At 69.5% G+C, this 13,539-nt stretch carries 11 protein-coding genes, 2 tRNA genes and 1 pseudogene; 9 read left to right on the plus strand and 5 right to left on the minus strand.

Translation table 11 applies throughout. The annotated features are described in order from the left end of the window. Positions 1 to 2: 2 nt before the first annotated feature. The gene (locus tag ABZX37_RS06445; protein ID WP_354736607.1) at positions 3 to 1,025 is read right to left on the minus strand and encodes a hypothetical protein; all 1,023 of its coding nucleotides are present in this window, start codon (positions 1,023 to 1,025) and stop codon (positions 3 to 5) included. A gap of 532 nt (positions 1,026 to 1,557) precedes the next feature. On the opposite strand from ABZX37_RS06445, the gene ABZX37_RS06450 reads away from it, so the two are divergent. The 7 genes and pseudogenes from ABZX37_RS06450 to ABZX37_RS06480 all read left to right on the plus strand — a co-directional run. After that, positions 1,558 to 2,541 carry a hypothetical protein gene (locus tag ABZX37_RS06450; protein ID WP_354736609.1) on the plus strand — a complete coding sequence of 328 codons (984 nt, stop codon included), beginning with the start codon at positions 1,558 to 1,560 and terminating at the stop codon, positions 2,539 to 2,541. Continuing rightward, positions 2,534 to 3,454: a DNA methyltransferase gene (locus tag ABZX37_RS06455; protein ID WP_354736611.1), complete on the plus strand. Its 921-nt coding sequence runs from the start codon at positions 2,534 to 2,536 to the stop codon at positions 3,452 to 3,454. The genes ABZX37_RS06450 and ABZX37_RS06455 overlap by 8 nt, the downstream gene beginning before the upstream one ends. Positions 3,455 to 3,565: 111 nt before the next feature. Continuing rightward, entirely contained in the window at positions 3,566 to 4,795 is a 1,230-nt protein-coding gene (locus tag ABZX37_RS06460) for a site-specific DNA-methyltransferase (protein ID WP_354736613.1), read from the plus strand. Next, entirely contained in the window at positions 4,792 to 5,829 is a 1,038-nt protein-coding gene (locus ABZX37_RS06465) for a site-specific DNA-methyltransferase (protein WP_354736615.1), read from the plus strand. Before ABZX37_RS06460 ends, ABZX37_RS06465 begins: the two co-directional genes overlap by 4 nt. A gap of 62 nt (positions 5,830 to 5,891) precedes the next feature. Then, on the plus strand, positions 5,892 to 6,650 hold the full coding sequence (locus ABZX37_RS06470; RefSeq protein ID WP_354736617.1) for a site-specific DNA-methyltransferase: 759 nt from the start codon (positions 5,892 to 5,894) through the stop codon (positions 6,648 to 6,650). Then, complete coding sequence (locus tag ABZX37_RS06475) at positions 6,647 to 6,880, plus strand: helix-turn-helix domain-containing protein (RefSeq protein WP_354736619.1); 234 nt, start codon at positions 6,647 to 6,649, stop codon at positions 6,878 to 6,880. The genes ABZX37_RS06470 and ABZX37_RS06475 overlap by 4 nt, the downstream gene beginning before the upstream one ends. A 935-nt stretch (positions 6,881 to 7,815) precedes the next feature. Continuing rightward, positions 7,816 to 8,313: pseudogene (locus tag ABZX37_RS06480) on the plus strand (tyrosine-type recombinase/integrase); the annotation flags it as partial. A gap of 242 nt (positions 8,314 to 8,555) precedes the next feature. Here ABZX37_RS06480 and ABZX37_RS06485 read toward each other — a convergent pair. The 3 genes from ABZX37_RS06485 to orn all read right to left on the minus strand — a co-directional run bounded on the left by ABZX37_RS06485 (position 8,556) and on the right by orn (position 9,667). Beyond that, a tRNA-Lys gene (locus ABZX37_RS06485) sits at positions 8,556 to 8,628 on the minus strand. A gap of 282 nt (positions 8,629 to 8,910) precedes the next feature. Next, a tRNA-His gene (locus tag ABZX37_RS06490) sits at positions 8,911 to 8,983 on the minus strand. A 75-nt stretch (positions 8,984 to 9,058) separates the two neighbouring features. After that, on the minus strand, positions 9,059 to 9,667 hold the full coding sequence (gene orn / locus ABZX37_RS06495) for an oligoribonuclease (protein ID WP_354736621.1): 609 nt from the start codon (positions 9,665 to 9,667) through the stop codon (positions 9,059 to 9,061). A gap of 118 nt (positions 9,668 to 9,785) precedes the next feature. Between orn and ABZX37_RS06500 the strand changes: the two genes are divergently transcribed. Continuing rightward, positions 9,786 to 11,324 (plus strand): helicase HerA-like domain-containing protein, encoded by a 1,539-nt coding sequence (locus ABZX37_RS06500; RefSeq protein WP_354736623.1) that lies wholly within the window; start codon positions 9,786 to 9,788, stop codon positions 11,322 to 11,324. Positions 11,325 to 11,397: 73 nt separating this feature from the next. Beyond that, complete coding sequence (locus ABZX37_RS06505) at positions 11,398 to 11,784, plus strand: DUF3224 domain-containing protein (protein WP_354736625.1); 387 nt, start codon at positions 11,398 to 11,400, stop codon at positions 11,782 to 11,784. 117 nt (positions 11,785 to 11,901) lie between these two features. Here ABZX37_RS06505 and ABZX37_RS06510 read toward each other — a convergent pair whose 3' ends face one another. Continuing rightward, the gene (locus ABZX37_RS06510; protein ID WP_354736627.1) at positions 11,902 to 12,834 is read right to left on the minus strand and encodes a trypsin-like peptidase domain-containing protein; all 933 of its coding nucleotides are present in this window, start codon (positions 12,832 to 12,834) and stop codon (positions 11,902 to 11,904) included. Positions 12,835 to 13,539 lie beyond the last annotated feature (705 nt).

Below are 13,539 nucleotides of genomic sequence, written 5' to 3' on the forward strand. Positions count from 1 at the left end.
TGTCACGCGCATCGGCGCACCTCCGAAGTCGACTCGTGCTCGGCGGTACGCGGAGAGCCGGATGGGGCCTCCCCGCACCCCAAGAAGCCGGATTTCGGGTCGTTTTTCGACACCGCCTGTGACGATTTCCTGGAAGCAGCCGGTCGGCCGTTGCGCAGACGACCGCTCACAGCGCGTGACAAGTTGGACTTTTCCTCGGCGGGCACGTCCGGCGCGCCGACGACCAGGGCGGCGACAGCTGCGTCGGCGACGGGGTCCTCGGAGTCGGTGTCGGCGAGCTGATCGCGCAGCCACGCGACGAGTCGGTCCTCGGCTCGATCACGCGCTTTGAACGCGGTTTTCAGCGCGGTGCCGTGGCGCTGCGCCCAGTCGGTCACCGAGGTGTCGCCGAGCCGCGTCGCCGAGATCAGTTCCGCTTCGGCGGAGGTGAGAATCTGCTCGCCCACCGCCCGTGCGAGCACCAAGTCGGGGTGCCCGTACGGCGGGCGCGGCGCCGCCGAGTGATAGCCCGAGCCCGCCGGCAGCGGAGCGTCCAGAGACGCTTCCAGCGCGGCTTGCCCGGCACGGCGAGCGGCGAAGTGCAGCCGGGCGATGATGCCGGGATCGGTCAGATCCACCGTCGCCAACGCTTGGACGAATCCGGCGAGCACGGCCGCGTGGACATCTGCGCGATCGAGCGGATACCGCGCCGCCAGCCACCGGGAACTCGAGGCCAGCGACGGCAGCGCCATCCCGACGCACGCCACCGTCCACGCGCCCCCATGAGCACGGGAACGCAGCACCAAATGCGCCCACACGTCGTCCTGGGTGCGATGCGGGCACTGCTTGCTCATCACCCGGTCCCGCAGCTCGTCCAGCGGCACCGCACGCCGCGGCAACCCGGCGAACCGGGCCCCGTCCACGGCCATCGGCTCCGGCCCGGTGACCAGCCACCCGAAGGCGTCGCGCGCGGTGTCCAGCGGCAACCATTCGCGCCCCTCGCGATCGGGCCGGATAGGTGCGGACACAATCTCGTCGTTCGTCATTTATGTGCTCCTGGCTGGCGTTGGTTAATCAGCTCCGTCAGGACGCCAGAGCGACGGCAAGAAAAGAACAAGAAAAGAACAATAATGATCTTCTTGGTAGGTGGACGCGGCTACTAAAGCCACCACCTTGAAGGATTCAGAAACCCCGCTCGGGACAGCTTGTCGCGGCAGCATCCATGATCGCTTTAGTAGCGTTTGAACTGGTCTTTTAAGTGCTTCTTAGCAGGCAGTCGGCGGTCCGTCGTGGCGGGCTCGTGACGACTCCCGCCGAGCGCTTTTGATTCGGTCCGAAAATTCTTCTCGCCCCGAGCCCGGGTTATTCGACAGCAAGTCAATCCGCGCAGTGTCGTGCTCGAATACTTCCGGATGCTGGGAAGTGTCGATGCATTCGGGCTCGCGTCTAGATGTGTGGGGCTCTGGGTTTCGGGAGTTCGCAAAAACTTGGGCGAGCGGTGTCGAAAAACGGCCTCAAAACCGGCTTCTTGGGGTGACTTGGCAGACCACGCCGATCACGCCGCGAGGAAGGCCACCGATGACTTCTACACCGCATCCCGAGCCCGGACGCTGTCACCGCCGCTTACCGCATCGCGACACCGCAAGCCTCCGTCGTGGCCGGCACCGCGCGCCACGGACCACACCTGCTACCGCAGCTGCCCTGCGTCCGCGTCCGGCGACGTTCTGGTCGTTCGCCGACGCGGAGATGCTGCCCGGCACCGCACTGCTTCCCGGCTGGCTCGGACGCACGATCGTCACCCTCGTGACGACCTACACCTGCCCCGGCGACCGCGTCCTTCTCGTCGCCCCGCCGCCGTCCCCGTGCGCTCTTCGGCACGCGGTCGGCGGCACCTGCGGCGCCGAGGCGTACGCCGGTCTCGCCGAGGCGGTCTGGACCGTCGCCCGGCTCGGTCGTGGCGCCGACACCGCGACCGCGGCGCCCGTCCCTGACGACCCGGCCGAGCACACCGGCTCGTCCCGCCGTGCCGGAGTGGGGTCGGGGTCGCGACCCCGACTCGGTCGGCTCGGGCTGCGCCCGGCACTCGGACTGCACCCCGGCTCTGCACGTCCTCGGCATCGCGACGGAGACGGACCGCACGGCGGCTTCGATCTGATCGTCACCGCGCTCGATCCGCACGCCACCGACTGGCTCGCACGCACCGACTGGGCCGCTCTGCTCACCCCGCGCGGCCTCCTCGCGACCGTCACGCACTGCGATGGCCGTGATGGCTGGCTGCGTGATCCGCACGCGACTTTGCTGAACACGTTGGGTAGTCAGGGGTTGCGGTGTCTCGATCACATCGCCGTGCTCGCCGCTCCCATGCCGGACACGCCGGACTGCCTCGCGGCCGCCGACCGGACGGGCACCGCAGTGCCTGCGCCGGGCTTCTCGCCGCGCGCGGTCGACGCCGCAGCGCCGCCGCTGCGCACGGTGCATCACGACGTCGTTCTGCTCGGGCGGTTGTCGCCGGACGCGGCGGACGACGGTGCCCTCGACGGGAAGGAGACCTCGGATGTCTAAGCGCATCGGCGGACCACTCCCCCGCCCGGCGGGGGAGTGGTCCGAAGGCCCGGTTGTGGCGTCGGTGTGGCCGACCGGGACCGACAGCCTGGCGGCCCAGCTGACCGAGGGCGGCTACCACGACGCCACCGCTGCCGACCCTGCCTTGATGGCTCCGGCGATTGCCCGCTACGCGATCGCGGCGCTGACCCGGCCGGGCGATGTCGTGCTCGATCCCGACTGCGGAGCGGGCACCACGGTCCTCGAAGCGCTCCGGGCCGGGCGGCACGCGATCGGGTTGACCGTGCAGCGCCGGTGGTGGCGTTTGGCGCGCGCCAACGTGACCGCCGCGAAGGCACGCGGGGTGTTCGTCGACGGCATGGTCCTCATCCTCGACCGACGCCCCGGAACGGCCGCCGCCGCGGCCACGGCCGGGCTGACCGGGCGGATCGATCTCCTCCTGACCACCCTGCGCCCCTGTCCGGCCGGCGACCTCGACGGGGCGCTGGAGAGGTTGCACGGACTGCTGGGGCAGTACCGGCCGCTGCTGCGTCCGGGCGGGCACGTGGTCGTCACCAGTGCCCCGCGGCGCCACCCCATGCGGCACGACCTGCTCGACGTTCCCGGCCGGATCGCGGCGGTCGCCACCGCGGTCGGGCTGGCACCGGTCGCGCGGTGTGTGGCGCTGACCGCGACGGTGCGACGAGGCCGCACCTACACCCGCGCGTCGCTGGCCCAGCGCCGCGCCGCCGCCCGAGCCGAACGCGTTCTCGGGCATCCGGTCGCGCTGCCCGCGCACCACACCGCGCTGGTGCTCCGGGCCGGTCCCGACGCCGCCGACCCGGCCCTGAGCCAGTCCCTCCCGGCGCTGCCCGCACCGCCGCGACCATGCCGCGCCGGGCGCGGGACACGGCCCGATTCGGCCGCCGCCTGAGCGCGCGCCGCGTCACCTGGCACCCGTCGGCGCCTTGCCCGTGGCGCAGCGACTCGAGCCGACCTACCGCGGCTCGCGACTTCAACCCACCGTGCCGAAGGAGCGAATCTCATGGACACTGCCTACTACCGAGACGAGACGGTCACGCTCTACACCGGCGACGCCACCGCGACCCTCGCCAGTCTGGGGGAGAAGTCGGTGGATTGCGTCGTCACGAGTCCGCCGTACTGGGGGTTGCGCGACTACGGGACCGGATCCTGGGTCGGCGGCGATCCCGGTTGCGCGCACCTGGCCGCGGCCGGACGCGGCGGCAACATTCCCCAGTCCAGACACCCCCGTCTCGCCTACCCCGCAGCGCATCGCGGTGGTGCGCCGCAGCGCTGCCGCCGGTGCGGTGCCTGCCGCGAGGACGACCAGCACGGCCTGGAGGCGACCCCACAGGACTACGTCGACCGGCTCAGGGCGGTCTTCGCGCAGCTGCATCGTGTCCTGTCCGACACGGGCACGGTGTGGCTGAATCTGGGCGACTCGTATTCCGCCGAACCGCCCGGTCGCACTAGCGATCCGATGCGGGCGAGCAGCCTGTCCGGTCGCAGCGCGGCGGTGCCGCTGCGGGAGTCGGTGCGCCGGGCCGGGGTGGCGCGTACCCGGAGCCTGCCGCGGAAGAACCTGGTCGGCATGCCGTGGCGCGTGGCGTTCGCGTTGCAGGCCGATGGCTGGATTCTGCGGAACGCGATCGTGTGGCACAAACCCAACACGATGCCCGAATCCGTGCGCGACCGGGTCTCCAACCGGTACGAGATGCTGTTCCTGCTGACCAAACAGCAGAAGTATTTCTTCGACCTCGACCCGATCCGCGAACCACTCGCATACCCGGAAGCCCTCACAGCGGGCAGCGTGATCGGCGGCGCGAACAAAGGCCGACATGGCGGTATCGGCGCGACCGCGCGCCGCCGCGGACACAGCGTGTACGGCAAGTACCGGGATGCCGATCCGTTCGCAGGGAAAACCCACGGGGACGCGATGCGCCCGACCGGTGCGCGGCACACCGCCGCGCATGCTCGTGGCAAGAATCCCGGGGACGTCTGGTCGATCACCACCCGCCCGTTGCGGGAGGCGCACTTCGCCGCGTTCCCGGTCGACATCCCGCTGCGCTGTATCGCCGCCGGATGCCCTGATGGCGGTATGGTGCTCGACCCGTTCAGCGGTGCCGCCACCACCGGTCTCGCTGCGCGCCAGCTCGGCCGCTCCTATGTCGGCATCGACCTCAACCCGGAGTTTCACGCCATCGGCCTGCGCCGCCTCGGCCTGTCCACACAGGACACTGGGAGGGCCGCATGACCGCCTTCGCCGCACGCTCCCGTGAGGACGACACTGTCACGCTGGTGACCGCCGACGCGAAAGCCGGAATTCAGAACCTGCCCGAGGATTCGGCGGACTGTCTGGTCACCAGCCCGCCCTACTGGCGGCTGCGCGACTACGCACCCGACACCTGGGCCGGCGGTCGGCCCGGCTGCCGCCATCGGCCCGCCAGCCTCCGCGACGCGGGCACCGGGCGGTGGCGGTGCCGAGACTGTGGGGCCCGGCGCGAGCATCCGCAGATCGGGCTGGAACCGACAGCGGACGACTACATCGCGACTTTGTGTGCGGTGTTCGCCGCGGCCCGGCGGGTGCTCACCCCACGGGCCACGGTGTGGGTCAACCTTGGTGACAGCTACTCGACCAATTCCGACGGCTACTGGTGCAGCACACCCGGCCAAGTTGGGCAGCCACACTGCCGGCCGCGAGCGGACGTGCCGCACAAGAATCTGCTCGGTATGCCGTGGCGGCTGGCCTTCGCCCTGCAGGATGACGGGTGGATCTTGCGGTCGGCGATCGTCTGGCACAAGCCCCACGCCACGCCCACCCCGGTCTCCGATCGGCTCGCGACCCGGCACGAGATGCTCTTCCTGTTCGTCACGCAGCCGGACTACTACTTCGACCTCGACGCGATCCGGCGGCCTTACACCGGCGACCGCGCCCTGCCCCGCCGCGCCCACTACGGCGGCACCAAGCCGAACACCGCACGCGGAACCTGGCCCCGCACACCTGCCGACGGGCAGCGCGGTCGCAATCCCGGCAACGTGTGGACCATTCCGCCCGACCGCACCCGTGCCGGGCATCCCGCACCCTCGCCGGTGGAGATCCCGCGGCGGTGCATCGCGGCCGGATGCCCGCCCGGCGGTCACGTCCTCGACCCGTTCAGCGGAAGCGGCACCACCGGGATCGCGGCGCGTGAACTGGGGCGGCGCTTCACCGGCATCGACACCAACCCCGCTTACCAGGACCTCGCGCGGCGGCGGCTGGACGTCGGCGGGCATGGGGGTGACCGATGATGGCCGGAACCGGGTCGGCGGTGAGGTTGTGCGTCGGCGATGCGGGTGAGGCAGTCGCAGGGATGGCTGCCGCGTCGGTTGATTGCGTGGTGACATCGCCGCCGTATTGGGGTTTGCGGGACTACCGCGTCGCCGGGCAACACGGTGTCGAGTCCACCGTGGATGGATATGTTGCGCGACTGGCCGAGGTTTTCGGGGAGTTGTCGCGGGTGCTGGCGCCGGGCGGGACGGTGTGGCTGAATCTGGGTGATTGCTTCGGTGGGTCGTGGGGGAATTACGTGGCGCCGGGCTCGGTCGCGCGCACTGCGCCGGTGCGGGCAGCGACGGGGTACGGGGTGCATCGGCCGCCGCAGTCGTTGTTTCGGCGCAAGGATCTGGTGGGTGTGCCCTGGCGTGTGGTGCTGGCGTTGCAGGACCACGGCTGGTTGGTACGGAATGCGGTGGTGTGGGAGAAGCCGAACGCGCGGCCGGAGAGTGTGCGGGATCGGCTGGCTCAGCGTTACGAGACGGTGTTCCTGCTGACCCGGTCGCCGGTGCACTGGTTCGCCTCGGATATCGCGGAGGAGGGGATGACGGATCTCTGGCGGGTGCCGGCGGGGCGTTCGGGTACGGGACATCCGGCAGCGGGAACGCTGGAGATCGCGCGGCGTTGTGTCCGTCTGGGGTGCCCGCCCGGTGGTGTGGTGCTGGATCCTTTCTGCGGCAGCGGAACCACCGGGATCGCCGCGCTGGAACATGGGTGCTCGTTCATCGGTATCGATCTGGATCCGGATTGTCATGACCTGGCCTGGCTCCGCCTGACGGGTGCGGTGGCCTCGTGAACGCAGCGAAGAACCGCGCGGCCGTGCTGACCATGGGGGAGGTGGCGGCGTTGCCGGCAGTGGTGGATCTGATGACGGCGGCGCGGGCGTTGCGGATCGGACGGACGACAGCGTACGCGCTGGCACGCGACGGTAGTTTTCCGTGCCCGGTGCTGCGCGTCGGCGGCGAGTACCGCGTCCCGACCGCTGGGTTGCGACGGGTGCTCGGCCTGGACGAGCCTGCCGGGTGAGCGCTGCTCGGGGATTCGTCAGATCGGGTGGTGTCGCTCGGGCTCGGGCTTCCCCGAGCAGGTTCTGCAGCGCGAGCATGACGCAACCCGCTGATTCAACGCAACCGAGGGGAAGGCGGCAGGCGATGGCCGAGGGATCGGTGTACAAGCGCTGTTCCTGCAAGGACGGCAACGGTCGCAGTCTGGGTGCAGCGTGCCCGAGACTGGAACAGAGCCGGCACGGGCAGTGGTGCTACCGCGTCGAGCTGCCCGCGGACCGCGGCGGGAACCGTCGGCCGCGGCGGCGCAGCGGGTTCGAGACCGCGACGAAGGCGCAGAAGGAACTGAGCCATGTCGGCGACCTGCTCGCGCTCGCCGGGGACGACGAGGACACGCTGGGCAAGATCGCGGACGTGATCGCCGCCGCGATCACCGCACGCCGGAAACTCCCGGAACTGGAGGACATGCGCCGTTTGGTGCGGGCCGGGGCCGAGGTGCTGGAGCACCCGTTGATGGACGAGGTGTTCACCGCGTTTCTCGCGACGAAGAAGAAAGCCCGCTCCCGCAACACCTACCGTTCCTACGAGTCGCATGTGCGGCTGTACCTGCGGCCGCATTTGGGGCATCTGCGTCGGGACAAGCTGCGGGTGGCGCATCTGGAGGGCATGTTCGACGCGATCGTCGAGCACAACGACGTGATCGCCGAGTACCGGGCCAGCAAGGATCCCCGCAAGGTCGAGGCGGTGAAGTGGCAGCGCCCGGTCGGTCCGACCTCGATCCGGCGGATCCGGGAAACGCTGCGTGCGGTGCTGAGCCCGGCGGTGAAGGAAGGCCTGCTCACGGTCAATGTCGCGTCGTTGGTGGAGTTGCCGCCGGCGAAACGCCCGACCGCGAAGGTGTGGACCGACGAGCGGGTGGCGCGGTGGCGGGAGACGGGAGAGGTTCCGTCGCCGGTGATGGTGTGGACCCCGCAGCAGACCGGCCGGTTCCTCGACCACGCGGTCAACGACCCGCTGTATCCCTTGTTCCACGTGATCGCTCACGTCGGGCTGCGGCGCGGGGAAGCATGCGGTCAGCGGCGCGTCGACACTTACCTGGACTCCGCCGCGCTGGACGTGACGAACCAGATCGTGCAGTACGGCTGGGAAACCGGCGAGTCCGCTCCGAAGACGACGTCGTCGGAGAGCCTGGTCGCGTTGGACGGCGGCACGGTGCTCGTGCTGCGTCAGCACCTGGCGGACCAGGATGCGGTGATCGCACGGCTCGGTGCCGGCTGGGTCGACAGCGGGCTGTTGTTCACCCAGCCCGACGGGAGCGCGTTGCATCCGGCTGATGTCACTGCGCGGTTTCAGGAGCTGGCACGCCAGGCCGGGTTGCCGCCGATCCGATTGCACGACCTGCGGCACGGTGCGGCCACTCTCGCGCTCGCGGCCGGGGCGGACATGAAGGTGGTGCAGCACATGCTCCGGCATTCCTCGATCACCGTCACCATGGACACCTACACCACCGTGCTGCCCGAAGTCGCGCTCGCCGCGGCCGAAGCCACCGCCAAGATCATCCCGCGGTCAGCACCGCGACAGCTCGGGCGCGTCTCGGGCACGCCACCGACCATTGTGGACAGTCCGGAACCGGAAGAAAAGCTTCCGGAAAACCAAAATCCCCAGGTCGAAAACTTCTCGAACCTGGGGAGTGAGTGTGCGCCATCAGGGACTCGAACCCCGAACCCGCTGGTTAAGAGCCAGCTGCTCTGCCAATTGAGCTAATGGCGCTTGGTGCTTCCTGCCGCTGTGGTTTCCCTCGGCGACGTGGAAAAGATTAGCAGGGCGTTCAGGCCCCGTTCCAGGGGGGTCCCCTTTGCGGCTCGCCGGGGCAACCGCCCTGGTCGGCGGCAGTGACCCACCTTGAACCAGGCGAGCGAGGGCCAGTGCGTCGGCAGCTGGACCAGGGGAGAAGCCGCAGTGACCTGCGCGACACCCGCACTGCCACCGTACCCCGGAAATGACAAAACCCCGGCTTCTCCGAAAAAGATCTCGGTGAAGCCGGGGTGCAAGGGTGGCTAACGGGGCTCGAACCCGCGACCTCCTGGACCACAACCAGGTGCTCTACCAGCTGAGCTATAGCCACCATCTGGCAAAAAGATCTCGCGATCGCCTTGCTGGAAGCAATCCTAGCGGGTGCCCGCGAGCGCTTTTCAGGGGGTCACCCTCGGTGGCGTTCCAGCACTTCAGCGGCGGCGGCTTTGGCCTCGTCGCTCGTCGGGCCGGGCTGGGGGACGAAGGCGATCGCGCGGTAGTACTCGAGTTCGCCGACGGACTCCCTGATGTCCGCGAGCGCGCGGTGGGCCAGGCCTTTCTCCGGCTTGGCGTAGTAGATCCGCGGGTACCAGCGGCGCACGAGCTCCTTGACCGACGACACGTCGACCATCCGGTAGTGCAGGTGGCTGTCGAGCGCGGGCATGTCGCGAGCGATGAACCCGCGGTCGGTCGCGATCGAGTTGCCGGCGAGCGGCGCGCTGGCCGGGTCGGGCACCCATTCGCGGATGTAGTCCAGCACGCGCTGCTCGGCCTCGGCCAGCGTTGTCGTCGAGGCGCGGACTTCTTCGGTGAGGCCGGACTTGGCGTGCATGTCGTGGACGACCTGCGGCATGCCGTCGAGCTTGGCGTCGTCGGCGTGGATGACGATGTCGACGCCCTCGCCCAGCACGTTCAGGTCGGCGTCGGTCACCAGCGCGGCTATTTCGATCAACGCGTCCTTGCCGAGGTCCAGCCCCGTCATCTCGCAGTCGATCCAGACAAGATGGTCGTTCACCCGCACCACCCTAACCCGACACGGGGATATCAGCGGCGTCACCTGCGCTTCCGGCGCGTTACGCTCGGTCAGCCAGTGCAACGAGGTGTGATTTCGGACTCGGAACGGGGTGCGGCCAGTGGCCGAGCAAGCGTCGGGACCAGCGGCGGAGATCGCGCAGGGATACGTCAGCGACGGGGCGGCCGTCGAGCTGGGCGCGGCGGTGATCGACGGGAAGACGGAAGCGTCGGCCGCGGTCCGGTTGCCGCTGGCGACGCTGAACCGGCACGGCCTGGTCGCGGGCGCGACCGGCACCGGCAAGACCAAGACGCTTCAGTTGATCTCCGAGCAGCTGTCCGCGGCCGGGGTTCCGGTGGTGCTCGCCGACGTCAAGGGCGACCTGTCCGGGCTGTCCGCGCCCGGCGAGGCGAGCGACCGCACCGCGAAACGGTCCGCGGAACTGGGTGACGACTGGGCGCCGGCGGGCGGTCCGGTGCAGTTCCTGTCGCTCGGCACCAGCGGCACCGGGATCCCGGTGCGCGCGACGATCACCAGCTTCGGGCCGGTGCTGCTGTCGAAGGTGCTGGGGCTGAACGAGACGCAGGAATCGACGCTCGGCCTGATCTTCCACTGGGCCGATCAGCGCGGTCTCGCCTTGCTGGACACCAAGGATCTGCGGTCGGTCATCACGCATCTGACCAGTGACGAGGGCAAGGAAGACCTCAAGGGCATCGGCGGGGTGTCCGCGGCGACGGCGGGCGTCATTCTGCGGGCACTGTCCAATCTGGAGGCTCAGGGAGGCGAGGAGTTCTTCGGCGAGCCCGAGCTGGACGTCCACGACCTGATGCGCCAGCAGGACGGCAAGGGCGTCATCACCTTGCTGGAGCTGGACAATCTGCAGTCCAAACCGGCGCTGTTCTCGACGTTCCTGATGTGGCTGCTGGCCGAGCTGTTCGAGGAGCTGCCCGAGGAAGGCGACCTCGACCAGCCGAAGCTGGTGTTCTTCTTCGACGAGGCGCATCTGCTGTTCTCCGGTGCGTCGAAGGCGTTCCTGGAGCGGATCGAGCAGACGGTGAAGCTCATCCGGTCGAAGGGCGTCGGCGTGTTCTTCTGCACGCAGCTGCCGACCGACATCCCGAATAACGTGCTGTCCCAGCTCGGCGCGCGGGTGCAGCACGCGTTGCGCGCGTTCACGCCGGACGACCAGAAGGCGTTGGCGCGCACGGTGAAGACGTATCCGAAGTCGCCGCACTACGACCTCGAGACGGCGTTGACGTCGCTGGGGATCGGCGAGGCGATCGTCACCGTGCTGTCCGAGCGAGGGGCGCCGACGCCGGTCGCGTGGACGCGGCTGCGTGCGCCGCGGTCGAAGATGGGGTCGATCGGGGCGGACGCGATCCGCGCGGCGGTCACGTCGTCGGAGCTGAACGCCAAGTACGGGGAGACGATCGACCGGGAGTCGGCGTACGAGAAGTTGACGGCGAAGGCCACGCCTGCCGAGCCTTCCGCGCCCGCTGCCGAACCTGAGGCGCCAGCCGCTCCGAAGCCGGAGAAGGAGGAGCCGGGGATGATCTCGCAGGTGTTGAGCAACCCGGCGGTGAAGTCGTTCATGCGCTCGGCGGCGAGTTCGCTCGGGCGGGAGTTCTCGCGCGGGCTGTTCGGCAACCGGCGGCGTTGAGATACCTGACAGGACATGGCAGGTATCCGCGGTTGACTGTGCCTGATCGAGTTTCCGGCAGAGGAGCAGCAGCATGACCAGTACCGCCGTCGCCGCGTTCGAACTGGACAAATGGGAGCCGCAGGCGCAGGACGAGGCCGGTGGGACGGCGTTCGCGCAGGTGCTGATCGAGAAGACGTTCACCGGGGCGGTCGAGGGGACTAGCCGGGTCGAGATGCTGACGGCGTCGAACGAGACCTCGCGCGCGTACGTCGCTTTCGAGCGCTTTACCGGCTCCGTCGACGGACGGAAGGGCAGCTTCGTTCTCCGGCACACGGCCGGGGACGAGGGATTGTCGCTGGTCCTGCTTCCCGGCTCTGGCACGGACGAGCTGGCGGGCATCTCCGGGTCGGCCGCCATCGCGGTCGACGAGGCGGGCAAGCACACGTTCACGCTGGTCTACGAGCTGCCGGGCGCGTGAAGAAGCCGCTCTCTCCAGGTCCCGAATCCCCGGAGAGAGCGGCCAGGTTTCCTCACCGTCCCGAGTGAGGAGCGAAGGCGGGCCGCCCCGACCGCGGTCCGCCTCCGGGGTTCCCGTTCAGCCGTTCCCGATCTGGTCGACGATCTTCTTGGCGTCGTTGATCGGGATGGCGAACCCGATCCCGACGCTGCCGGCTGAGGAGTTCGGGCTGTAGAGCGCGGAGTTGATTCCGATGACCCGGCCCTGGCTGTCGACGAGCGCGCCGCCGGAGTTGCCCTGGTTGATCGAGGCGTCGGTTTGGATCGCGGTGTAGCTGGGGCCGGACGTGACGTTCGAGGTCTGCCTGCCGAAGGGCGAACTCTGCTGATCGCCGCCGTCCCCGCCTCCGACGTCGGACAGCGGCCGGTTGAGCGCGCTGACGATGCCGGTGGTGACGGTGTTCTGCAGCCCGCCCGGCGACCCGATCGCGATGACCTGCTGCCCGACGGCGAGCTTGCCCGAATCGCCGAGCGTCGCGGCGGTGAGCCCGCTCGCACCTTGTGCCTGCAGCACCGCGATGTCGCTCTTGGTGTCCGAGCCGACGACCTTGGCCTGGTACTTCTTGCCGTCCGACGTGCTGATCGTGACGGTCTGCGCCCCCTGCACGACGTGCGCGTTAGTGAGGATGCGGCCGTCAGCGGTGAGAATGACGCCCGACCCGATCGCCGTGCCTTGCCCAGTCGTGACGTTCACCTGAACAACACTGGGCACGACTTTCGCGGCGACGGTGCTGACGTCCCCGGAGCCGGTGGTGTTGCTGATGGTCTGCCCGGTAGCGGAGGACGACGCGGTGGTCGAGGACCCACTGGAACCGCCGCTCAGCCCGACGATCGCCGCGCCCGCACCACCGCCGAGGAGCGCTGCGGCCAGCGCAGTGGCCCCGACGAGGACTGCCATGCGGCCAGGCCGCTTCCGTGGACCGGCCAGCGCCGCGGGCGGTTGCGCGGGCTGTGGCATCGGCCCGTAGTGCGGGGTGCCGGGTTGGTGCTGTGCGGCGTGCGGGTTTGGCAAGGGAGCGGTGTTCGGCTCGGACTGTTGAGCAGTATCCGATTGCGTTTGGCGTGCGGTGTTTGGCTGGGATTGGTGGGCAGCGCTCAGCTCGGCTGACTGGCGTTGCTGGGCAGTGCTCGGCCTAACCGGCTGGGGTTGCTGAGCAGCGCTCAGTCCGACCGCTCGGGGTTGCTGGGCGCTGTACGGCCCGACCGGTTGGGCACCACTCGGCCGACTCGCCGGGACACCGCCGGGCGTCTGCGCGTCACCCGGTGCCGGTTGCCGTGCGGGTCCCGCCACCGCTGGCTGCGCGCCATCGACCGCCGCCGGCCTTTGCCGCGCGCTCTGCTGCGACGGCGGCACCGCCGGAACTTGCGGGCCGACGTGCGACATCTCCGCGTTGCCGCCGAACGGACTCGACCCGGCCCGGTACTGGCCGTACTGCTCACTGCTCTGGTGCGGCTGGCGCCCACCGGGTGTAGCGGGGCCGGGCCGGCTCTCGTTCTCGGTCATGAACCCAGACTCGCGCCCGTGCTTATGAGAAGCCTGTGGAAAACCCTCAGGCTTTCCTGAGAAGAATAAGCTGAGAATTCTCAGCCGTTCTCAGGCAGCGGTGCATCGTCGCCCGTGCCGTGCCGTGCCGTGCCGTGCCGTGCCGTGCCGTGCCGTGCCGTGCCGTGCCGTGCCGTGCCGTGCCGTGCCGTGCCGTGCCGTGCCGTGCCGTGC

The sequence above is a fragment of the Amycolatopsis sp. NPDC004079 genome (genome assembly GCF_040610415.1).
Taxonomy (GTDB): Bacteria; Actinomycetota; Actinomycetes; order Mycobacteriales; family Pseudonocardiaceae; genus Amycolatopsis; species Amycolatopsis halotolerans.

Excerpts from the sequence above, each read along its gene's own strand:
- ABZX37_RS06460 (WP_354736613.1), top strand. The coding sequence starts at position 3,566 with ATGGACACTGCCTACTACCGAGACGAGACGGTCACGCTCTACACCGGC.
- ABZX37_RS06505 (WP_354736625.1), top strand. The coding sequence starts at position 11,398 with ATGACCAGTACCGCCGTCGCCGCGTTCGAACTGGACAAATGGGAGCCG.
- ABZX37_RS06465 (WP_354736615.1), top strand. The coding sequence starts at position 4,792 with ATGACCGCCTTCGCCGCACGCTCCCGTGAGGACGACACTGTCACGCTG.
- ABZX37_RS06455 (WP_354736611.1), top strand. The coding sequence starts at position 2,534 with ATGTCTAAGCGCATCGGCGGACCACTCCCCCGCCCGGCGGGGGAGTGG.
- ABZX37_RS06470 (WP_354736617.1), top strand. The coding sequence starts at position 5,892 with ATGGCTGCCGCGTCGGTTGATTGCGTGGTGACATCGCCGCCGTATTGG.
- ABZX37_RS06445 (WP_354736607.1), bottom strand. The coding sequence starts at position 1,025 with ATGACGAACGACGAGATTGTGTCCGCACCTATCCGGCCCGATCGCGAG.
- ABZX37_RS06450 (WP_354736609.1), top strand. The coding sequence starts at position 1,558 with ATGACTTCTACACCGCATCCCGAGCCCGGACGCTGTCACCGCCGCTTA.